General features: G+C 41.7%; 18 protein-coding genes. 15 read left to right on the forward strand and 3 right to left on the reverse strand.

The annotated features are described in order from the left end of the window. The first annotated feature begins 10 nt into the window (after positions 1 to 10). From R50345_RS09570 to R50345_RS09600, 7 genes are all read left to right on the forward strand, one after another. Entirely contained in the window at positions 11 to 736 is a 726-nt protein-coding gene (locus R50345_RS09570) for a cohesin domain-containing protein (RefSeq protein ID WP_156114768.1), read from the forward strand. A gap of 49 nt (positions 737 to 785) precedes the next feature. Continuing rightward, the gene (locus R50345_RS30235) at positions 786 to 3,791 is read left to right on the forward strand and encodes a sialidase domain-containing protein (RefSeq protein WP_052414541.1); all 3,006 of its coding nucleotides are present in this window, start codon (positions 786 to 788) and stop codon (positions 3,789 to 3,791) included. A 312-nt stretch (positions 3,792 to 4,103) separates the two neighbouring features. Continuing rightward, positions 4,104 to 5,477, forward strand: coding sequence for an extracellular solute-binding protein (locus tag R50345_RS09580; RefSeq protein WP_042126047.1), 1,374 nt, complete (start codon positions 4,104 to 4,106; stop codon positions 5,475 to 5,477). Positions 5,478 to 5,562: 85 nt separating this feature from the next. Beyond that, positions 5,563 to 6,459, forward strand: coding sequence for a carbohydrate ABC transporter permease (locus tag R50345_RS09585; RefSeq protein ID WP_042126049.1), 897 nt, complete (start codon positions 5,563 to 5,565; stop codon positions 6,457 to 6,459). 13 nt (positions 6,460 to 6,472) lie between these two features. Then, positions 6,473 to 7,339 carry a carbohydrate ABC transporter permease gene (locus tag R50345_RS09590; RefSeq protein WP_042126051.1) on the forward strand — a complete coding sequence of 289 codons (867 nt, stop codon included), beginning with the start codon at positions 6,473 to 6,475 and terminating at the stop codon, positions 7,337 to 7,339. 73 nt (positions 7,340 to 7,412) lie between these two features. After that, positions 7,413 to 9,878: a glycoside hydrolase family 84 protein gene (locus tag R50345_RS09595; protein ID WP_042126053.1), complete on the forward strand. Its 2,466-nt coding sequence runs from the start codon at positions 7,413 to 7,415 to the stop codon at positions 9,876 to 9,878. A gap of 15 nt (positions 9,879 to 9,893) precedes the next feature. Next, a complete protein-coding gene (locus tag R50345_RS09600; RefSeq protein WP_156114769.1) occupies positions 9,894 to 11,534 on the forward strand; it encodes a discoidin domain-containing protein in 1,641 nt (546 codons plus the stop codon). A gap of 79 nt (positions 11,535 to 11,613) precedes the next feature. Here the strand turns inward: R50345_RS09600 and R50345_RS09605 are convergent, their stop codons facing one another. Then, positions 11,614 to 11,979, reverse strand: a complete 366-nt coding sequence (locus R50345_RS09605; protein ID WP_052414542.1) for a VOC family protein — start codon at positions 11,977 to 11,979, stop codon at positions 11,614 to 11,616. A gap of 204 nt (positions 11,980 to 12,183) precedes the next feature. Between R50345_RS09605 and R50345_RS09610 the strand changes: the two genes are divergently transcribed. The 5 genes from R50345_RS09610 to R50345_RS09630 all read left to right on the forward strand — a co-directional run bounded on the left by R50345_RS09610 (position 12,184) and on the right by R50345_RS09630 (position 16,872). Further along, on the forward strand, positions 12,184 to 14,271 hold the full coding sequence (locus R50345_RS09610) for an alpha/beta hydrolase fold domain-containing protein (protein WP_042126057.1): 2,088 nt from the start codon (positions 12,184 to 12,186) through the stop codon (positions 14,269 to 14,271). Between the two features lie 154 nt (positions 14,272 to 14,425). Next, positions 14,426 to 15,007, forward strand: coding sequence for a TetR/AcrR family transcriptional regulator (locus R50345_RS09615; RefSeq protein ID WP_042126059.1), 582 nt, complete (start codon positions 14,426 to 14,428; stop codon positions 15,005 to 15,007). Positions 15,008 to 15,083: 76 nt separating this feature from the next. Beyond that, positions 15,084 to 15,548, forward strand: a complete 465-nt coding sequence (locus tag R50345_RS09620) for an FMN-binding protein (RefSeq protein WP_042126061.1) — start codon at positions 15,084 to 15,086, stop codon at positions 15,546 to 15,548. Between the two features lie 20 nt (positions 15,549 to 15,568). Then, a complete protein-coding gene (locus tag R50345_RS09625) occupies positions 15,569 to 16,090 on the forward strand; it encodes a flavodoxin family protein (RefSeq protein ID WP_042126064.1) in 522 nt (173 codons plus the stop codon). Between the two features lie 134 nt (positions 16,091 to 16,224). Continuing rightward, entirely contained in the window at positions 16,225 to 16,872 is a 648-nt protein-coding gene (locus R50345_RS09630) for a hypothetical protein (RefSeq protein ID WP_042126066.1), read from the forward strand. 78 nt (positions 16,873 to 16,950) lie between these two features. On the opposite strand, the gene R50345_RS09635 is transcribed toward R50345_RS09630, so the two are convergent. Continuing rightward, a complete protein-coding gene (locus R50345_RS09635) occupies positions 16,951 to 18,513 on the reverse strand; it encodes a response regulator transcription factor (RefSeq protein ID WP_042126068.1) in 1,563 nt (520 codons plus the stop codon). After that, entirely contained in the window at positions 18,513 to 20,354 is a 1,842-nt protein-coding gene (locus R50345_RS09640; RefSeq protein ID WP_042126070.1) for a sensor histidine kinase, read from the reverse strand. The genes R50345_RS09635 and R50345_RS09640 overlap by 1 nt, the downstream gene beginning before the upstream one ends. 174 nt (positions 20,355 to 20,528) lie before the next feature. On the opposite strand from R50345_RS09640, the gene R50345_RS09645 reads away from it, so the two are divergent. The 3 genes from R50345_RS09645 to R50345_RS09655 all read left to right on the forward strand — a co-directional run bounded on the left by R50345_RS09645 (position 20,529) and on the right by R50345_RS09655 (position 23,691). Beyond that, positions 20,529 to 21,890, forward strand: a complete 1,362-nt coding sequence (locus R50345_RS09645; protein ID WP_042126072.1) for an ABC transporter substrate-binding protein — start codon at positions 20,529 to 20,531, stop codon at positions 21,888 to 21,890. A 98-nt stretch (positions 21,891 to 21,988) separates the two neighbouring features. Next, positions 21,989 to 22,867: a carbohydrate ABC transporter permease gene (locus R50345_RS09650; RefSeq protein ID WP_052414543.1), complete on the forward strand. Its 879-nt coding sequence runs from the start codon at positions 21,989 to 21,991 to the stop codon at positions 22,865 to 22,867. Next, complete coding sequence (locus tag R50345_RS09655; protein WP_042126076.1) at positions 22,867 to 23,691, forward strand: carbohydrate ABC transporter permease; 825 nt, start codon at positions 22,867 to 22,869, stop codon at positions 23,689 to 23,691. Before R50345_RS09650 ends, R50345_RS09655 begins: the two co-directional genes overlap by 1 nt. Positions 23,692 to 23,714: the final 23 nt, after the last annotated feature.

The following is a 23,714-nucleotide window of genomic DNA, read 5'->3' on the forward strand; positions in this document are numbered from 1 at the left end:
TGAGAAGAATTTGAACAGTAGTCGATGGTACAAAAAGGCGGTAATGATGACCATTATCGCCGTGATTTTAAGCTGTGTATCTTTTACGAACCCTGTAGTGAACGCAGATGCATCTGATCCCACGCCTTCAGCTACTTTAGTAGGGAGTAAGAAGGTTGTTGCGCCAGGGGAGTCTTTTACCGTGAAGTATGGGATCATCAGTGTCTCCAATGATGTGTATGCACAGGACATTACCTTTGAATTTGATCCGGTTGTCATGGAATACATTCCAGATTCCATCCGTTCTCTGCAGGAAGGCGTAATTATTATCAATGAACCATCTACAAGTACCCCCGGTAAGCTACGGGTTCTCTTGGCAAGTCTGGGTAGTCAGTATCCGATTACTAGCGATGCTGAAATTTTTGAACTTGGTTTCAAAGCAGCAGATGTAATACAAGACACAGAGGGAGTTATCCGGCTTACTCAAGCGATAATAAGTGACAGTCAAGGGCAAGAATCCGTGCTCCAACCGGCATCCTTAACCATTCAGATCACAGTGAATACGGAATTATCTAATGACGTGAATGGTGATGGTAAAGTGAGTATTGGTGACTTAGCAATTATCGCAGCAAAGTATGGCATAGATTCGAGCAGTTCAGAGTGGGATGCTGTGAAACGTCTTGACCTCGATAGAAGCGGTAAGATTGATGTTGCTGATTTGGCAATAGTTGCGAAGAAAATAGTTGAACAAGAGTAGTCAAGGCGAGTAGATACATGGTTATCCAAACCAAAGGAGGACTAATATTTTGAAGAAATTCGCAATCATTATTCTTTCGATCCTGATGGTGGCCGTTATGTTTCCATTCACTGCGCTAGCCAATCCAGCAGCACAAGACAAACAGACCGATCCAAGACTTGTGCTTAGAGTAGAGAATAAACAAATTCACAATGCTAATTTTACGAATCTGGATGATAAGGTAGATGCGCTTAAAGCCTTAGATGAAGGGACTATCATTGTCCGGTTCCGCTATACGGGTTCTACGATTATGTCCTTATTCTCTTTAAGTAACAATACGTTGCCGAATGGTCATTTTCATCTATATATCACACCTTCTGCCATCGGTAGTGAGAACCGATATGAAGAGCCTGGGAAGACAGCGTCTAATACCCATGTTAAAGCTGATATTACGGTGAAAGAGAATGAAGTGCATACTGTAGCCATGGTTGTAGATAAAGATAAAGGTTACAAGTATTTCCTTGATGGGAAACTCGTCAAACAAGACACAACTACAGCCAAAAAGTTTCTGAATAATATTTATGCACCAAACCGTGCCGAGTTAGGTAGAACAGAGAGAAAATCCGGTTCTAATAACTATCCGTTTAATGGAGAGATTGACTTTGCAGAAGTGTATAACGAACCGCTGGCGGATCAAGATCTGATTGCTGTAACGAGTGTAACAAGTAAGACTCCGGTTCAAAATCCGTTGCCTGAGCAGGCGTTAATCACTGAGCCGTATAGCGTTTATTATCCAGGACTGTACGGATCGAATGCATACCGCATTCCGTCACTTCTGTACACCGAGGATGGAACACTGATCGCAGGAATTGATAAGCGGATCAATCATGGAGGAGATTCACCAGCTAATATTGACATGATGGTAAGACGAAGTTTGGATAACGGAAAGACTTGGGAGAGTAATGGAATTCTAATCAACAACTATCCCGGCAACGCCTCAAATATAGACCAGTCCTTACTGCAGGATAAGGAAACGAAGCGGATTTTCTCTTTAGTTCTTGGATTTCCCGAGGGTGGAGGATTTCCTACCTCGCAAAGAGGTACCGGATACAAAACGATCGATGGTGAGAAATACTTACTTCTGAAGAATTCGAGCAATCAGGAATTTACCGTTCGGGAGAATGGAGAAGTCTATAACAGTTCAAATGTAAAAACTGCCTACAGAGTGGACGCCTTGAGAAATTTATATGAGAACAATACAAATATCGGAAACATTTTCCTCAGTAATTCGCCGCTTAAACCGCTTGTTACTTCTTATCTTGAGCTGTGGCACAGTGATGACGAAGGAGCGACTTGGGAGGGTCCAGTAACTTTAAACCCTTCGGTGAAAGAAGAATGGATGGTATTTCTAGGGGCAGGTCCGGGCACCGGCATTCAATTAACGAAAGGTCCTCATGCTGGAAGACTGGTGTTTCCCGTGTACTTTACGAATGAGAATAACAGGCAAGCAAGTGCAACCATCTACAGTGATGATCATGGTGAAACATGGCATCGCGGAGAGTCTCCGAATCATGGGCGGGTTGTAGACGGGGTTACCCTTGATGAGAGAACCTTTAATGGCTCTAATAATGAGCTTACAGAAGCGCAAGTAGTGGAGTTGCCAGATGGACAGCTAAAGATGTTCATGCGGAATTATTCAGGGTTTGCCCAAATCGCGACCAGCTTTGATGGTGGAGAGACTTGGGACGCTGAGGTTGTAACAGAACGTGATCTGATTGCTGCCTACTGCCAAATGACGGTGATTCGTTACGAGGGTCAGATAGATGGGCAGGAAGCAGTTATCTTCGCAAGCCCTGCTAACTCGACCAGTAGAATTAACGGTACGGTGAAGGTAGGGTTAATTAAGGAAGACGGAACCTACGCAAACGGCAGAACGAAATATAAGTTTGATTGGAAGTATTCCCAGCTGGTCAAAGAAGGCTATTATGCCTATTCAAGTTTATCTAATCTGGGTAATGGTGAAATTGGCCTTTTCTATGAAGGAACGGGTAGTGAAGCCATGAGCTTTATTAAATTCAATACGGAATATCTCAAATGGCAGCGTCAAGGAGAAATTCCAGATCCTAAGTTGAAATCTATCAAGCTTGAATCAGCACAACCGGAAGGATATGCCGCTAAGGATAAAGTCCAGATTAAAGCTGTCTTTAATCACTATGTCATGCTTAATGGTGATCGGACTTTGAAAGGCAAGATTGGGGATAGAGATGTTGTATTTGAATTGAAGAGTTCAAATGCAGCGGGCACAGAATATGTCTTTGAAGCGGAGTTCCCGGAGCTTACTTCAGGCGAATATCCACTGGCAGCGGGCTTCGGTACGAATCTGGACATTAGAAATGCTTATGGAATAGCACTAGACACGCAGTCCAGTGAGAATAAGCTAAATTCGGCTATAAAGTCCAAAGCTTCTGGAGATCTAGGTACTTCAGCAATTCTGACAGGTCCAAAACAAGTGAGCGCTGGTGAAGAATTTAAAGTTCAACTGAGCTTAAAACAGATCAAGGATCCTGTATACGCACAAGATATTACAGTTCAATTTATTACAGATATTGTCGATTTCATATCTGGAACGTCATTGGTGGATGGTGTGCAAGTTGTGGAAACCGTAACTACAGTTCCTGGACAGAGCCGTTTTCTCCTCGCCAGCGAGGGTGCAGACCATGGGGTATTAGGTAATAATCAGCTAATGGAGCTAAACTTCAAAGCGAAGCCATTACTCGAAGCTAAGTCCGGTGAAGTTCGGATATCTGATGTAACGATAGGTGATGTAAACGGTATAGAGACGAAGGTTACGGGCTCAGCTTTGACTGTTGAAGTTGCCCCTGAGGATACTGGTCTCACAGGAGATCTTAACGGCGATGGTAAAGTGAGTATCGGTGACTTGGCGATTGCAGCTTCGCACTATGGTAAAGATCAAAACAGTGCAGATTGGCAGACAGCTAAACGTGCAGATCTTAATAATGACGGAAAGATCGATATTATGGATTTAGCAGCAATCGCTCAAAAAATACTGAATTGAGAGAAGGACATCTGAGTTTTTACTCAGGTGTCCTTTTTTTTTGTAAAAATATAAGAATATATAAGTTTCACGCTATACATTATCCTTATATTTCTCGCATTAACGCTTACCATCCTTATAAGGACGTAGAAGGCATTAATGCTTGATAAAAAAGGTTCTATAGGACAAAAAGTATCAACTCCACATCAAAAGAGATCATGTGGTTACGTTTTTATAGCCTATATAATGGAAAAGTGTTAATGGAATTACAGTCAGAATTGTAAAATCAAGTGCTTACAGAAGTCGAGCAAGTTTATTCGAGGGGGATAGCCAATGAAAAGCAAGGGTAAAAAGAAAGCGGCATTAAGTCTAGTTATGATGTCCATTATATTGTCTCTGGCAGGATGTGGCGGGGGGACAAATGGGGCTGAAGCTCCAGCTCCTGAGAAAACAACAGCTGCGACGCAGACTGAGCCAGTTAAGACAGACGAACCCAAGCCCGAAGAGCCAAAAGTAGCGGGAGACCTCGAAATTCAATACTTTGTCGGCGGTTATGGAGACGGTTGGTGGAAAGAAGTCATTGGTGAATTCAAGAAGAAGTACCCAGATGTGAACATTAAAGAATCCGCAGGTTCTCAGATCAACGAGCAAATGAAGCCGCGCTGGATCCAAGGTAATCCACCAGATGTCGTATACATCGATGGAGCAGGTTCGAATGAAACACAAATGGTGCTTGATGACCAATTAATGGATATTACAGATTGGGTTAAAGATGCGAAAAATGTGGATGGCGAAGCGCTTACGAGCAATTTGATCGCACCTCCACAAGACTATAGTGGTAAAAACTATACGATTCCACTCGTATTCGGATCATGGGGAACTTTCTATGATGAAACCCTGTTTACTGAAAAGGGCTGGGATGTTCCAAAAGATTGGGATAGCTTCCTTGCCACTAGTGAAAAAATCAAAGCAGATGGCGTATATCCTTACATCCATACCGGCAAATACCCTTACTACATCGTAGGAGGGCTCTTAAATACAGGCTTTGTATCTGAGAATGGAGACGACCCGCAAATCTTAAAGGATCAAGAAGCAGCTAAAGAGGGTTCTTTTAAAAATGATGCTGTAGCGAATACTTTGAAAAAGATCGTTGATATGAGAGACAAAGGTTACTTCGATAACGCGTCGTTCGGGATGAGCCATACAGACTCCCAAATGCTCTTCCTGCAGCATAAAGATGCAATGATTCCTAACGGCTTGTGGCTCGAAAATGAAATGAAAAAAGATGTACCAGAAGGCTTCAAATTTGGATTCATTCCTTCCGTTATGCAGAAGCCAGGCGGTAAATTTGTAGCGATTCCTTACACTAGTAATATTGCCATTGCAAAGAAGGCTAAAAATCCAGATGCAGCAAAAGCATTTATTGAATTTATTTTTACAAAGCAAGCCGCAGTTCGTTGGGCTGAGCTTACAGGCGCTTTGATGAACGTTAAGGCAGACCTGGAATCTTCAGGTGCAAGTGATGTTGTTAAAACGGCAATGAAGTACTTCAACGGAAGTGACACAATCGTTGCTCCTGTATTTAAATTGGCTGCGGACATTGAGCAGGCAGAGAATGATGCAACCATTGCATTGCTTCAAGGTTCCATTACACCAGATGAATGGATGGACCGTATGGAGAAGGCGGCAGCCAAAATCCGGAAGTAAGTTAGGACTCTTCTTTCTAAGCAATCAGAGGACATAAGTGCCTCTGATTGTTCTTTCAAATTTAAGGGGAGGATGGCTTACGCCCATGAAGAACAATAAATTGTGGAAACGAAATTTGTTTATTGCGAGTTTCTTGCTGCCTACGTTTGCTATCTTTTGTTTATTCACTATTTATCCGCTGTTTCGAGGCTTATACCTGAGCTTCTTTGATTGGTCAGGCGGTTCCGAATCGATGAATTTTTTCGGTATTGATAATTATAGACAATTATTCTCGGATGAGATCATACCAAAAGCCATTTCGAATGATTATTTCTTGATTTTTTGGAAGGTCATCTTAATTATGTTGTTTGCAACGTTTTTCGCTGTATCATTGACCCGTCTAAAATTGAAAGAATACGGATTTTACCGAGTGGTGTTTTTCTTTCCGAATATCATTTCCGTAGCCGTTATCGGTGTATTGTGGAGTTTTATATACAATCCCCGTCTTGGATTTCTGAATGCGTTTATCTCGTTATTTACAGGAAAACCTGTGGAAACGAACTGGTTAGGGGACTCAAATCTCGCAATGTGGTCACTTCTACCTCCTAGTGTATGGGCCGGTATCGGATTCTATATGCTGCTCATCATCGCTTCTATCCTAGGTATTCCTTCCTCGCTATATGAAGCAGCCAGTATCGATGGTGCTGGACAATGGCAACAGTTTGCTCGAATTACTTTACCGCTGATCTGGGAACAATTCAAAACCTCTATCATTCACATTGTTATTACAACACTGAACGGCTCCTTTATTATCGTTAAGCTGATGACGGATGGTGGCCCGGATAATCAGACACAAGTGCTCGGTTATTATTTGTATCAGATGGGCTTCAAGCAGTTCCATTTAAGCTATGGGGCAACCATCGGGGTACTGATATTACTGTTATCTTTAATCACCACTTTAATTTTGCAACGCATTCTTCACCGGGAGTCCATTGAAATGTAAGGAGGAAAATACTTTGAACGATAGTCCCGCCAAAAAACCACTTCAGCTGATATCAAAAATTGCAGTTCGATTTTTCCTCATCTTGTGGAGCTTGGTTGTTTTATATCCGGTTCTTTGGACATTCCTGACTTCCTTAAAGGATAATCAGCAGGTTATGCTTGGGAAACCGTGGGATTTTCCATCTATTTTTCGTTTTGAAAACTATACAAATGTGTGGAGCAGAGCAAACTTTGGCGATTACTTTTTAAACTCCATTATAGTAACTGTAGCAAGTACACTGTTGTCGCTTATTATGGCTGCTACAACAGCGTATATATTAGCTCGTTTTACATTTAAATCTAGAGGCCTGTTTTATTTCGTATACGTTGCTTCGATGATGATTCCAACAACACTCGGATTGATACCGTTGTTCTTTCTTCTCGGAGATATGAATTTGTCGAACTCCTTGGTAGGGCTTACGCTTGTTTATTCCGTCGGAACGATTGGTATCCTACCGTTCGGTATCTTCTTTCTGGTTGGATTCTACAAGACACTTCCCCGTGAGCTTGAAGAAGCCGCAACAATTGATGGATCTTCACTATACGGCGTTTTCTTCAAGATCATGTTGCCATTATCGAAGCCCGGTTTAATCACGGTAGGAATCATGAATGCTTTAACGGTGTGGAATGAATACATTATGGCCACGGTATTGATCAACGATCCAGCGAAATACACTATTCCTGTAGGAATAGCCATTATGCAAGGTGAAATGCAGTACAGAACGGAATGGGGACCCTTGTTTGCGGGCCTTTCCATTTCTATGATTCCCGTCATTGTGATGTACGTGTTGTATCAACGTCAAATTACGGGTGGGTTAACAGCAGGTGCGTTGAAGGGTTAATTGCTGTTTTTAAACGCTTACCGTCCTTAATGGACGCCGAAGGCATTTTAGCTTGTTATAGGGGGTTAAGGAAATGCCGAAGAAGATTCTCAGTATCTTCATTACACTTATGATGGTGGCCGGCTTGTTCTCCAGTTTTGCAGCTGCAGCGGATGTAGCCTCTGATCTTCCGCAAAAAGATGCAAAACTAACGAAATCCTATGAAATCTATCCATTACCGCAGCAACAAACAGAAGAAGAGACAATCGTAACCATGACACAAAATGTAAACGTTGTTATTGAAGATTCGATTGACCAGCCGACAAGAAAGCTGCTTCAACAGATACTGGATTCCAAGTCACTTCAGGTTACTGAGTCAGGAGCTGCAGTAGCAGGGAAAACAAATATCTTTTTGGGAACTAGAAATTCATCAGGTTATGTAGACAATTACTTCACTCAGAATATTCCTTATAAAGCGGATAACTTCAATGAGCTGGACGCTTATGTTCTTAACGTTAGCACGAAGCAACAGAATAAAGGTGTTATTGCGATACTGGGTAAAAATACGGATGCAGCTTATTATGGCCTGGCAACGCTGAAGATGATTTTTGATCAAATTCCTGATCTGCAGGTTCGTAATCTCACTATCGAAGATTTCTCTGATACTCGCTCGCGGGGATTTATCGAAGGCTTTTATGGCACACCTTGGTCACATGAAGATCGAATGAGCTTGATGCGTTTCGGTGGAGAGCTGAAGATGAACACTTATATTTTTGCACCTAAAGATGACAAGTACCATAACGCGCAATGGAGAACGCCTTATCCTGCAGCTGAGCTTGCCAAGATCAAAGAACTGGTTGATGTCGGTCATGAATCCAAGACTCAGTTTGTATGGGCGATTCATCCAGGGTTCAATATGATCAATTGGAACAATTATGATGCTGAACTCCAAACCTTACTTGCGAAGCTTGAACAATTGTACAGTGTAGGCGTACGTCAATTTGGACTATTTATGGATGATATCAGTACATCACAATCATTAGTAGATAAAGAAAAACATGTGAAGTTAATTACAGATGTTGCGAATTGGGTTACGTCCAAGAAAGACGTCAAATCATTAATTTACTGTCCTCCATTCTACAATAAAAGCTGGACCGGAACGTCTGGCAGACCTTATCTTGAAGCCTTGAGAAATGTACCTGCGAATGTAGATATTATGTGGACCGGAAACGGCGTTGTTGCCTCTGTTAATGCAGCAGATATGCAGTGGCCGAAAGATGCACATGGAAGAGATCCGTATATGTGGTTAAATTGGCCAGTGAATGACTATAAGGATGCAAGACTGCTGCTCGGTAAAGCAGAAGTGCTCATTCCAGGTACACATAATATTTCAGGTGTAGTGTCTAATCCAATGAAGCATGCGGAATTATCTAAGATCGGTATCTTTGCGGTAGCGGATTACACTTGGAATGTAGATGATTTTGATCAAGAGGAGAGCTGGCTTGATTCATTTAAGCATATAGCCCCTGAAGTTGCCTCTGAGCTTAATACGATTGCCTATCATTTGAGTGACCCATCGCCTAGCGGTCATGGGCTTGTAGTAGGTGAATCGGAAAATATCAAAGCTGAGCTAGCGCAATTCTTAAGTCAATACTCAAGTGGTCAGCCGATAGAAACGATGGGGAATACATTGATTCAAGAATTTGATCTAGTATTGGACGCCATCGAGTCGTTTAGAGTAAATAACACGAATGAAAATATGGAAGAGGAAATTGATCCATGGCTAAATAGCTTACAAAATGTCGTTCTTGCCGACAAATCGGCAGTTCTCTCTGCGATAGCGATCCAGAAAGAGAAGGTTGATCAGGCTTGGGAAGAACTTGCTAAGGCCACAAGCGCATTAAGCTTATCCAAAACATTCAAAATTGAGAAGCTTAATTCTCCAGATGTGACGGTTGAGGCAGGAGCAAAGCGGCTAGTTCCTTTTGCTGAGCAGCTCATCAATAAACTGGATGCTCAGATTTACACTTTGGTGGACCCGGAATATGTTAAACCTCTAGCTGTCAGCTCTTATGGTTCTCCTTCAGGATTAAACCTGATGGTAGACGGGGATTTAGCAACGAACGTCTATATTCAGACCCTTCAACAGAATGGGGACTGGTATGGCGTTGATTTTGGCAAAACCATTAAAGTGGAAGAAATTGCGATCACACAAGGTAGAAATGACGCGGATTTTGATATTTTCCAAAAGGGGATTCTCGAGTATTCCATGAACGGTCAAGAATGGACCGCAATCGGAGAAGAGCGTTCCGGGTATAAAATTTCTGCTTCCGGGCTCAGTGTGAATGCAAGGATGATTCGATATCGATTGACTCATGCAGGAATACCTGGAGGTAAGCCTGATTTATGGACGGCAGTTCGTGAGTTTTCCGTCAATGCAAGTAAAGATAAGGTGTCTATCTTCACTGATGTGCCAGAGTTGAAGGATACACCTATTACGGTAGCTGACAATGCTGTGCAATTAACGAACCTGAACGGAATCACACTAAAGCCATCCTAATATGTAGGGATTAATTTGAAATCCATTGAAGAGATTACGCAAGTGGCGTTAGAAGCTTCTAACGGAGAAGTCCGGTTAGAATCCTCCAAGAACGGTGTGGAATGGGAACAGGTTAATGAGGGGAATGGGGCGTTTGCTAGTGCTGCCTATTTCCGGATCATGAATAAGGGAACTGAGAATATCACTGTAGATCTGACAAGGCTCATGATCCAGCTGAACAAATTCTCTCCACCTATGATTACTCATAATTACGGAAGCATTTATGAAGGCTCTATCAACAACGTGTACAATGCTTCTTTAGAGAACAAGGTTTGGTTCGGTTCGATTCAATCGAAAGGGAAGTATATTCAGATTGACATGGGCGGTGTGGTGAATGTCCAGAATGTAGCTGTTGTGATTGGAGACGGTGAAGGAGATTTCTTCCGTAAGGGAGATTTACAGCTGTCACTAGACGGACAGACATGGGATACGATCCATACGTTTACTAATCCAAATGATCGGAGTTTGAATTTCCCTGAGCATGAGGTGCCTTACCGTTATAAGCGTGTTCAAGTTGACGGCGGCAAGCAAGCCCGATATGTAAGATTGATTTCAACTGAAACCTATGATGCATGGCTCGCGCTTAATGAAATTTTGGTTAATGAAGGGATTGAAAGACCGGGAACTTCCAATCCGGCTATCCAGGCTGAACCTGCTGGAAATATAGGAAATGAAGCCTTGCTGTCTGTTGACAAAAAGCTCTCCACCTTCTATATGCCAGGTGCTGGGAATACGGGTTCCTTAAATTACAAATTGTCGAAGGATACTAAGGTAAAAGAAGTGATTGTTTTGCAAAATCCATCGGATAATTCAAACGCTGCGGTGTCCGTGCGAGATGCGAGTGGATGGCATAAGGTAGGTAACCTGTCCTCATCTTATAATACATTTGATACCTCCAAGTATAGTAATGTGTTTGAAGTGAAGATTCAGTGGGAGGGTTCGACTAAACCTAAAATCCACGAGATCATTACAGTTAAAAAAGACGGAAATGGTGAGGTTGATCCATCAGGTAAGATGACTTCTGTTCTGTCTGGGGTAGACACTGTAGCTGGCGGAAGAGATTTTCAACTGGCGTTTGGAGTGAAGAGTGTAACAGATGCTGTGTATGCAATGGATGTAACTATGAATTACGATCCTAAGCTGTTGGAATTCAAATCTGCTACTTCCTTGCGGAGTGGAATTCAGGTGCTTGAAACTGCTAATCACACGCCTGGAAAACTGCGGCTGCTGGTGGTGAGTGAAGGGGCGGACAACGCGATAATAGGCAATCTTCAGCTGTTATCTTTGGATTTTGGGACTAAGACAGTAGCGGAAGCTACAGAGAGTACTATTCAGATTGAAAAAGTGATCGTAGCAGATGCGGAAGGTAAGGAGAGCGAAACCGTTACATCGAGTCATAAGCTCAAGATCACTGCAGAGGAGCCGGAGCCTGGTATTTCTGGTGACATTAATAAAGATGGAAAAGTGTCCATCGGCGACTTGGCGATAGTCGCTGCTAATTATGGCAAGGATACCAGCAGCCCAGATTGGGCTGAGGCTAAACGTGCCGATATCAATAAAGATGGCGTGATTGATTTGAAAGACTTGGCGCTCGTAGCCCGTAAGATAACAGAATGATGTAACAAGGATAAGAAATCCATGCAAGCTATTGCTTGCATGGATTTTTTTGATTGCTTAGTACTGGACAAGCGCTAGTCTAGCTATGCTCCGCTAATTGCACCTCAAAACCGTCCGGGTCCAGTATATAAAAGAATCGTAAATGTGGATTGGGTGCGATCGGTCCGCGTGCGACGGGAATGCCGTGGCTTTTCAAATGCGCTATGGCGTTGTCGAGCGATTCCACTTCGAAACCAACGGAAACGCCGCATTCTGGCTTTAGAGCCGGGTCGCTGCCCTGAATAAGCTCGATTTTCGGCTGCTCTGCAGTACCTAACATAACAATCTGTTTTCCTCTACTCTCAAATCTGCGATCCATGGGAAGTCCTAGAATACGGTTATAAAAATCAAGGGAAGCCTCCAGATCGCGCACTCTGAGTGTTATCCAATTCATACTCAACTTCATGATTGTAATGTCCTCCTCAATCTATTTCTACGACAAAGCCGTTTCTTCAAATTATACGCTATCTTATTCGCTAAAAGTTCGTAATATTGAACCTAATTCGCGAAGGAATACATAATTGTTAAACGATTAGTTGAATTTTAAAATGATGATATTGGAATTATATTACTTTTTTTGAATCCAAAATCATTCTGGGAGGTGGTCATAATGAAGCGTAGACTTATTTACGTTCTTACGATCCTAGTAATCGTTCTAAGTTCCTGGTTGTTACTGAATAACCAAGAGAGTAAGAGCGCTTTAGAAAAGGAGGGGAAAGAGGTGGCTAAAGTGAATGCTAATGACAGTAGCACAACAGCGGTTAAAGTTACTGTGAATAACGGACAAATTCCGGTTCAGTACCTGACTCCCGCTTATAAGGTTACAGTGAAAGGAGATATTTTGTATGCGAGTAAGAAGAATGAGACGGATGCTGTTGAACCGCTCAAACTCGATCTGTACGAGCCGTCAGGTGATGATAACAAGAAGAGACCTGTATTTATTTTCATTCACGGTGGGGGTTATACAGGAGGGGATAAGTACGATGCAGCGGACTTTTCTACGGGATTGGCAGAGCGAGGATATGCTGTATTGTCCATCGATTATAGGCTGAAAAAAGATCCGTTTGCTAACTTCACCCACACGCTTAATGACGCTTATGAGGATATAAGCGATGTGATTAAATGGATCAACGATAACGCAGAGCTTTACGGAATGGATGCAAGCCGTATTGTGATCGGGGGTGATTCGGCGGGAGGGCATCTAGCCATAAACTTTGTCAATCAATATGTATCAAAGGATCCATCGATCATTAAATCTATATTTTCGATTGTAGATATTTATGGGGGGGATCTGACGACAAGTGCGAACAGCAAGCTGCCGCCAGTCCTCATCATTCATGGAACAATAGACAAACTAGTGCCGTACCAGCAAAGTGTTGAATTGGCTGAACAATTGAAAGAGATAGGAGTGTATCATAATCTACTAACTATGGAAGGTGTCGGACATGATTACAAGAATGAAAAATACATCGATGAGATTATGGAGACGACAACACATTTTCTATGGAATGTCATGAACAGTCCAGCACTTGCAAAGCTGCCGGAGATTTCCGGTATTTCTATTGCTGCTGGAGATGCCTTTGATATTAAGCTACCTGAGGCCTATCGCAGTCCCTCGAAGGAGCCGATGAACATCGATTTACCGGAGGGTTGGATACTTCGTGATGAGAAGGAAGAAGACAGACTTTGGATTCAGGTGCCGGAAGGCTTGGTGAGAGGAAACGATTCGCTATTCGTCTCGCGCGGCGAAGATCCTAAAACAGCAATGAGCTTCGCTATCAATGTCAACGTAATCGATCCGCTTACGGTGAAATATGAGACATTTTATGATGAATCTGCCAAAGAGATAAGGACTCATATGGATGTTACGAATCAGTCTACGAATATTTTCAGCGGTTCAGTGGAAGCAGATTATGAGACAGGACGTTCTACTCAGGGGACCTATAGCGCCTCTGTCGAGAATCTAGAACCGGGAAAAAGCGTGCGGCTAGAGATTCCTGAGCTTGCATGGGGACAACGGACACTTAAATCTTTTAATGATATAGGTAATCTATTGCAAACGACTTTAGATTCCTTCAACGCGCTGTTGTTGCCAAAACTCAGTAAGCCCGTTGAAATCAATGGTAACCTATCTGATTGGAGTGATCAGGCTCGCTTTAATGTGAAGGATATCAAGATCAATGGTTGGCGAGGGGAGCAGGATATCAGCGCGACCGGTTCCTTAGCGTGGGATACGGATAACCTTTATTTAGGGGTAGAAGTTATAGATGACAAGCATGAACAGTCAGCATCGGGTGATGCTATTTGGAGTGGGGACAGCATCCAGATTGGCATTGGCATTGCAAACACAGATGGAACAGTGCCCTCAGAGTACCATGAACTGGGTGTGGCTAGGGGAAATGCAGGGAATTTACTCAAGTGGCGCTGGCTAACTCCAAGGGGTTTCAATATAAATGATGCCATAGAGCTAAAGTATGCGATAGAACGTTCTGGTTCAACAACCAGCTATGAATTAGCCATCCCGTGGCATGAACTGAGCTACGACATTACACAGGTGAAGCAAGGAATGAAGCTTAAATTTTCGCTGCTGGTTAATGATAATGACGGCGAGGGGCGTAGGGGCTGGTTAGAATACAACAGTGGTATAGGGACTTCAAAGGATGTTAATGCCTTCGGGGATCTGTTTTTGACGGATTGATAGAATCTTTAATAAACGGCAGAGATGCCGTTTTTTTATTTTATTGTCGTTCAATGAACGAAAAGCTAACGAATAAGATTTGCGTTGACATATCCAACTTTTGACATTATGATATGAATGAAAAAATAATTATTCATTCATGGAGATGCGGAAAGTGGAAGATAAAAAAACAAAGATTTATGATTGTGGGAAAGAGCTGTTTAGCAATAAAGGCTTTAAGGATACAAATATCTCGGACATTACAAAAAAAGCTGGAATAGCCATAGGAACCTTTTACAACTATTATCCTTCTAAAGAAAAACTATTTATGGACATCTTTCTTGAAGAAAATGCGAAGCTTAAAAAAAACTGTATGCAAACCCTCGACAGAACCCAAAGCCCACTGAGTGTAATTCGGCAGATGATGGCACTCAATACGGAAGGTATAATCGCCAACCCTATTCTAAAGGAATGGTATAACAAAAGTGTTTTTGGGAAAATTGAACAGCTTTATCGAGAAGAAACCGGCATTCAGGTGAACGATTTCTTATATGACAGCTTCCATGAAATGGTGCAGCAATGGCAAACCGAAGGCAAGATGCGAAGCGATATGGACAGCAAAATGATTATGATGGTTTTCGCCGCGATGATCAATGTGGAGACCCACAAGGAAGAAATAGGACTGGAGTTCTTTCCACAACTGCTGGACCATATGATGGAACTAATCATGAAGGGTCTTACAGACTGCCCCAAATAGAACTGATGAGGCAGTCTTTTTATCTCTTAAAATGAATGAATATAAAAATATTCATTCAATAACTAAGGAGAGGGGCATGCGAATGATCATTGGTGTAAGAAGTAAAAGGAAGATTCCAAAGTGGATGATTATACTGAGCTTCTTAGGTGTGATTGCAGTTCTAGTATGGGGAGGGATTCTATTCAGTGCTCCAGGAAGACGTGAAGTTCAGAGGCTTACTATAAATGTCATTGATTTCGATAAGCTACGAGATGGAATCTATGTGGGAGAATATATCGGCACAAAGGATCATTCCAGAGATACCAAGGTTCAGGCATCCATATCTATGGGTTCAATTTCAGGGATTAAAATACTCAAAGGCGCTATAGATAAAAACGGAGAGCCACTTAAACTGAAGGGCGGAATAAGCATTGGTGATTTGTTTAGACATGTGATTGAATCACAATCCCTTCAGGTAGACGTTATTAGTGGTGCAACGCTTACCTCTAAAGCACATCTTAAGGCACTAGAAAATGCACTGGTGCAGGCAAAGACGAAATAATTCGTTTCAGGAGGGCTAAGATGAACATTGCAGTCATATCGTATTCATTCTCAGGCAACAATGATGCATTAGCTGGCAGTGTGGCTAAAGAACTGTCGTCTGATTATTTTCAGATTTCTGAAGCCAAGCCGCGGACATTGAGTTCCATTACAATGGATATGATTTTTAGCAGGATACCGTTGGTACAGCCATCACCTAACTTATTAATGAAGTATGATTTGATTCTCTTTTTTGGACCGATCTGGATGGGGCAAGTGGCGACACCAATCCGACCATATTTAAGGCATTTTAAAAAAAATCCGAACAAGTATGGTTTCATCTCAATCAGTGGTGGAGCGGACGGACCCAACACAAAGGTACCAGGCGAGCTCAGGAAAAGAGCTGGGGCTGATCCGGTTGTATTTATAGATCTGTATATCGCTGATTTAATATCGACAAATCCTAAACCGACACGGAAGGCTACCTCAGCTTACAAGTTAGATCCTAGCGATATCAAACAATTAACCTGCACAATCGTAAAGAGATTAAAGGATGTTACTTAACTGAGAGTTCACCCATAAATAAACGGCAGAGATGCCGTTTATTTATTTTCTCCCCAACTGGTAGGAATTTGTCTATTTTTAAAGTGTCAGATCAATTCGCTAGATGGTATGATAGGATCGGGAGGGAATTTAAAATGACTAATGAGATAACCAATGAGAACGAGGAACCAACAAACGAGAACGAGGAAATAACCAGTGATCCAGAAATGTCTGAGGAGGATATGAATAAGCTAGTGATGGCTGTTCATCATAACGGCCTCGTAGCTTTGAGAGTACACTTTCAAGACGTTGAAGGACAAGTGTTAAATATGGAGGCCTACGGCCCGGTTTTTGTTTTTCACGTAAAGTCTGAGTTAGATCATGTCTATTCTTGCGGATTTTTTCTGCGTGAATTGATTGCAAGATTCCAATCGGGTAAGGATCCTGCAGCATGGATGGCTTCATTCTTTGTTGATCTGATGAAGATTGAGGGAGGCAAAACGCTTCCAAAACCGCCTTCAAGTGAAGAAGAAGCTAAAGCGATTATAGACAATGTATTGGTTCCGCAATGTATTAAAGAAATCACCGAAGAATTTGCGCCGGAGGATGTACATGTCGGCCTAGCTTGGAATGAGAAACTCGGTCCGGTGTTCGAGGCTGGATTTCCAGCAATAACCGATGGGAATAACGTATGCGCGTTCCCACTGCATTTATTGTTAACCCACTTGCAATTGAATCGGGATCCTTCCGAACTGCTTGTTCAAGGTATGTATAACATCCGTAAAGAACATGGATTGGAGTAAAACAGGCTCTGAGCCCTGGCCATCCATAACCCAAAGAAACGGCAGAAATGCCGTTTCTTTGTTGTATAAAGCAGTAATTTAACTAAAAAGGTTTGAATCAGAAGCACTTTTGAATTCGCTAGGCGTTAATCCTGTAATAAGTTTAAATACTTTACTGAAATAATATTGATTGTTATAACCAACCATATCTGCGATCTCTTTAAACTTGAGATTGGAGGATGTATCCTTAATCAACAGTTTTGCTTTTTCAATTCTAAGCTGTGTTAGATATTCGATGGGAGCTGAGCCCTTATGTTTCTTAAATTCTCTGCTTAAAAAGGACACATTGAGATTAACCATATCAGCAATATCTGCGATCGCGATTTCATCAGATAAATGATCATTGAAGTAGGTTGCTACCGTCTCTACAATCCATTTGGCGGAACTGGAAGCAGGCTCAGACCCTTGCGCAGAGTAGAAGAATTTATTAAACAGGAACGTAATATTTTTAAGCAAGGCTGGGTAATCTTTGGAGTTTGAGATGACTTCATCAAGTTCCAGATTTAGATCACTATTCACGATATGCTTTTGTAAAGTGGCGTTACAGGCATTATACAAGATTTGAGATAAGCATAACTCAACGTCACTTTGGGTATAATTTTGCTCGCTCCAGGAAGCGAAGTTTGTCTCTAATTCGCAATAAAAGGCTTCTCTTTTTTGATTTTTGATGAAAGAAATGATCTTCTTTGTGTCAAAAGCCTTATCTAGATCGATGGTGGAGTGAGAGTTTAGAGAGAAATCTTTAACGAACAGAAGGCTAGATTTGGCGAAAATAGCGTTTTTGCCTAAAATCATTCGACTTAGCTGATATTCTAACCTTAGCTTCGATAGATTCTCGACGCTATTGCTTACGGCAAAAGTAAAAAGCTGCTCGTGTGCTTCATACTTTGATAGGAATAAGTTATAAATCTCTGTGAAATCGATTGTAAGCCCTTGTTTATAGCTGAAGACCACAACCATTTCATTCATAGACTCGCCATCAAACACCCAAGAATTATCATATGCTGTATTCATAGGAATAGAAAGAAAGCTTGCCAAATCATTTTTCAGCCAAAAGTCATTGGACGGATTAGATAAGTCTATAGGAAATCTTGAGATGGAACCCGCACAAATGACAAGAATGGAGAAGCATTTATGATTCATTTGCTCATATTTATCGAACGACAGGACAGCTCTTCCTCGAAGTAAATCCGATAATAGCTGTTGTTCCTTAGTGACATTATGGGTGTGAGCTAATTGAGTGACATTTTCTAATACCTCGTTCAAAGCGGCTTGGGTAACAGGTTTTAAGAGGAATTCCCGTACGCCAAGACGCAAAGCCTCTCTAGCATATTCAAAATCGTTATAGCCGCTAATAATAATAAAGAGCGTATCCGGATGTACTTTCTTTATTTCCGTGATCAATTCCAGACCATCCATTCCAGGCATGCGAATATCTGTGAACACGATCTGAGGCTTTAAGCGAAGACACATCTCTAGTGCGGTTATCCCATCCGTGGCTTCACCAATTACCTGTAAACGAGGGCTAAAGCTTCCGATTTTCTTAACTAGATTTCTTAAAATAGGATGTTTATCTTCCACAACCATGATGGATATCATCATCACTTTACCTCCTCGTCGGACCTCTCCTTGACACCGAAGCAAATCCGGGCACCGTGTTCTCCAACATTAGATACCTTGAAATAGAAATTTTCTCCGAAATGAATGACTAATCGTATAAAGGTGTTCAGCATGCCCATTCCCGAGATTTGAAGATTCTTCAACAGCTTGCCTTCGATAAAATTGGAGCGGTATGCTGTTAGCTTTTGATTCAGATCCTGGAGTACCGTCTGCTCAAATCCTGAACCATTGTCCTGAATTACTAGCTCCCAATCGTCTACGGTATTAAATCGTCCATTAATTGTAATTTTCCAGGGAGGAAAGCTTTTATCGAACCCGTGATTTATCGCATTTTCCACAAAGGGCTGCAAGGATAATTTCGGGAAATAAAGGATGTTCATAGTGTCAGGAATATCTATTTCATAAAATAAGCTGTTCTCATAATGAAGCTTCATGAGTTCCAGATAATAGATAGAATACTTAATCTCTTCTGCTAACAGCACATCTGTACCTGAAGAAGAACCGCTGTATCTCATCATCTCTGCAAGTCTTAGACACATATCTTCTGCAATGATAGAACCTGACTCTTCGCAGTGGACGGCAATAACGTTCAGTGTGTTGTATAGAAAATGTGGGTTAATCTGTGCCTGAAGGGCAGAATAGTTGGCCTCAATTTCCCGGATGCGTGACTCATATTCCGTATTAATCGCCTGTTTAAGCTTTTCTATCATCTTCTCAAAAGAGCGGTTCAGCATAATCAGTTCGTTATATTCAAAGTGCTCATTGGGAGTAGGATTCTGGTTGAAGGAGAGGTTGTTCAAGCTCACTGCCCGGACTGTTTTTGTCAGTGCTTTTAACGGCTTCATTAGTTTTCGTATAGCAAAATAGTAGATGATCAGCACAGCAAGTAGGGTTAGAAACCCTATCGTAATGAGAATTGTGCGATAACGTTGAAGATTAGCCTGTAATGAAATCCCATCATCGGCTACGACAGTGGTCCAGCCCAAATAGCCCGAGTTATAGGTGCTTAGCAGCGTTAATTGGTCCTCTTGTTTGAATTTTCCGGAGATAGGAATATGCTCTTGCAATTGTTTAGAAAGCGTTGTCAGCAAGGCTTGATGATGATTGTCTATTGAAGGATTGTAAGGAAATACAAGCATCCCATTGTCATCAAAAATATAAACCTGTTTCCCCGACTGCTGATTTTCGATTCTAGTAATGAGCTCCAGGCTCTTATAAGGCAATTGAATTTCTAACATTCCAAAATCTGTAGAATAAGGTGTGCTGAATTTTCTTACAACGGAAATGACGGTTTCTGGCTCAGTTGACCAAACATCTGGATGCGGAGGGAGTGCAGCAAATAGCTTATCTTTGATGAAGAGCTCATTAAGGGAAGATGGCTTGGAATAGGGCATTGGGATGTTCTTGAACAGATGCTCTGTTCTGAAATAAGGAAAGAAAATATCTTTATCTGGCACGAAAACAATGACCTTGTGAAGATCGCTAACCACGTTATAAATCGCATTTAAATTGTGGGCCAGCTTGTTTTGAGAGACTAGATTACTCATGGAATCCGAGGGTGCATCGCTGTTTAACTCCACCATGACGTCCAAATTATCTTGGTTATTCGTAAATCCTAACGCTGCATAATCTAGCTGCTTGTACAACGTATCCACTTGGTCTGAGATCTTCTGTGTTGTAGGAATGAGCCCTGCCAGTTCAGTCTGAATTAGCATTGATTTCATGTAAGTATACAAGTAAACCATGGACAGAAGCAGGATTAGAAAGAAGATACCCATAATGGTAACAATGACTTTATTCTGAAATCCAAGTTTACTAAACATACATTATCTCCTCTAAAGGTTAAAATCAAGTGCATCATAACACAAACATTGTAATCAAAAAAGTATAAATCAGATAGTCAGATTTTTATATTTCTTAAATGATCGAATGCGATTACATTAGATTTAACGATTTCGAGCTAGTACGTTGGAATCGAAAAACAGGGGGGTTACAGTATGAAGCAGCTTCAAAAGAAAACATTGTCGGTGTTATTGTTGGGCGCACTCATCCCGGTATTATCAGGTTGCGGAAGCACTTCTTCCAACGCCAACACCAATGCCGCTGCAGCACCTGAAAAGTCTAATGCGGCTGTCACGGCGACGGAAGCACCACAAGAGACAGAAGTGAAATCAGAGCCCGTAACGATCAGTTATCTTGCAGCAGCTAGTCAATTAAACTATGGCGGCATTAAAGATCTAATCGCAAAATGGGAAGCGAAGACCGGCAATAAGGTGGATATTCAAGCGATTCAAGACGATCAATACGACAACCTTGTGAAAGCAAAATTGTCCGGTGGTGGAGATATAGATGTATTCTTCGGGTCTTATCAAAAATATGATGTGCCGAATCAATTGCTGGAAATTAGCGGAGAGGCATTTGAATCTCGTCTGAATGATATCGCACTTCAATCGTTGAAGTATACGGATGAGAAAATTTATGCTTTTCCATCATCGATGGCTTTAGGCTCTTGGGGTGCATTTTACAATAAAAAAGTATTTACAGAACTGGGATTGTCCGCACCTAAAACTACGGAAGAATTCAATAAGGTTCTCGAAGCTATTAAAGCGAGCGGAAAGACACCGATTTATTTTGCAGCTAAAGACGGATGGACCATGCTGCAGCATCGTAATGCTGTAAACGGTATTATTGGCGGCGCTGATCCTGCGGTGTGGGATAAATTAAATGAAAATGAAGTGCAGTGGAAGGATATCCCCGAATTTGTATATCAGTATAAACAGCTCGAAGAGTGGGCGAAAAAAGGGTACTTGAATAAAGATTTGTTGACGGCCACTTACGAAAAGCAACAGCAGGCAATCGTTTCGGGAGATGCTGCAATCATTTTCCAAGGGGACTTTGTTGTTCCTGAACTTTATAAGCTTGACGCTAATGCAGAAATTGCGTTCTTCCCGCTTCCTAATAAAGACGGTTCACAAGCGATTGCTTTAAGCGGTGCAACTCATGTGTTCATCTCTAAGAAAAGCAAGCATCCAGAAGAAGCTAAAGATCTGCTCAGATTCCTGTCAGATAAAGAACAAGCACAAGCCTATTTAGAGGTTTCTCCGGGTGTAAGTCCATACAAGGATATTGATGTGTCTAACAAGATGACGGAAGCGTTGACGGAAATACAGAACATCGTTAATGAAGGTAAAATCTCAAAGCATGGCGATGACGCTTATATCATTCCACTCCCTTATGACGACGTTGTCGCGGCATATGCAGAGCTTCTAGTAGGTAGAATCACAGCAGATGAATTCGTTAAAAAGCACGGTGAGGTGTTCTTGAAAAACGCTAAAATCGCAAAAATTCCTGGATTTTAATATAAACGAAATGCCTTTTCTGCTGAGAACAGAGAAGAACTATACCTGCCAAGCGAGGCGGGTATAGTTCTAATAGTGGAAGGATGGAGGACTGCTACTTGCAACAGAACTATAAGAGAAAAAATTATCCGGTAATCTATTTGATTCCTATTCTTCTAATTTTCACTGTGTTTTATGTTTCTCCTGCTATATTGGGACTCCTTTATTCCTTGACGGATGCAAGTATTAAATCTTCAGGGGTTACCTTTGTCGGACTCGAAAACTATAAGCTGCTGTTTAGTGATGGAGCTGATTTTTTCTTCAGTATATGGAATCAATTCAAATTTGCGATCTTAGATGCACTTGGCAAAACAATAATCGGGCTGCTGGCAGCACTTCTCTTAAACCGGAGATTTAAAGGGAATCACTTCCTTCGTGCATTGATTTATTTGCCGATTATGTTTGGCACGATTATGGTCGCCATCATCTTTAATTATATTCTCAGCTACGATGGATTCCTCAATGGCTTTTTCGAAGCTGTAGGACTTCATGGCTTGGTCAATGATTGGCTAGGAAGCTTCACGCTAGCTATGTATTCAGTGATTGCTGTCGATGTGTGGGTTGGGGCTGGTTGGTCCATGCTGTTGATTCTTGCGGCGCTGCAATCCGTACCTAAAGAAGTGATTGAATGTTCCGATATTGACGGAGCAGGAGCATTTACTAAGTTTTTTCAAATTACACTCCCATACATTAGGGGGACTTTAAATCTCAGCTTTTTATTAAGCATTATCTCAGGGCTTAAAGCCTTCGATATCATTTATGCGATGACTAGAGGAGGACCGGGTCATGCGACAGAAGTGATGTCCACCTTTCTGGTCAAATCGATGTCATCAGGCTCCATTGGATATCCTGCGGCTATTAGTGTGATTCAGTTCATCATTATTACTGTGGTGGCCATGATTATTACTTATTTTAATAATAGAAAGGAGTCGCAATGATGAGTGTGGCATCGAAGACAGGCAAGGTACTAACTTATATTGCGGCGCTACTCCTAGCTATTATTTACTTGGTTCCTTTTATCCTTATTCTATTAACTTCCATCAAGGATGAGACAGAGTCCAAAATTATGAACTTAAGTCTTCCGAAGACTTATATGTTCGAGAATTTTGCAACAGCATTTACGCAAGGACAGATCTGGCGGGGATTCCTCAATGGTATGTTTGTCTCTACTGTAGTCACGGTCTTAACCGTTCTTCTATGTTCTTACTCCGCTTTCATCATTCAAAGAAATCGAAATGCATTTACTAACTTCACTTATAAGTTTCTACTTACGGGTATGATCGCACCCTTTTCCTTTATTCCTGCGATTAAGCTGCTACAGCTACTGAACATGGGAAACAATTTTTCTGGATTAATTATGGTCGATTTGGCAGGTCAAATCGCTTTTTCCATTTTGATTTATTACAGCTTTATGCAAGGGGTTCCACGGGAGATGGATGAAGCTTCGGTGGTCGATGGTTGTGGTCCGCTGCGAATGTTCTTCCAAGTTATTTTTCCTTTATTGCTGCCGGTGGTCTCGACGAATATCGTGCTTACCTTTACCGCTATATGGAATGATTTCAGCAATGTCTTGTTCCTTGTACCTAAAACATCGATGTGGACGATGCCTATGGGCGTGTTCAATTTCCAACAGCTGTACACCTACAATTACGGACTCGTGTGTGCTTATATAACGATTGCATTGATTCCTGTGCTCATCATCTATCTTGCAGGCCAAAGATACATTATTTCGGGCATGACAACAGGAGCTGTTAAAGGTTAACCATTGCGATTAAGGGAGAGGTT

Origin of the sequence: Paenibacillus sp. FSL R5-0345, assembly GCF_000758585.1 — a bacterium.
In the GTDB taxonomy this organism is placed as follows: domain Bacteria; phylum Bacillota; class Bacilli; order Paenibacillales; family Paenibacillaceae; genus Paenibacillus_AQ.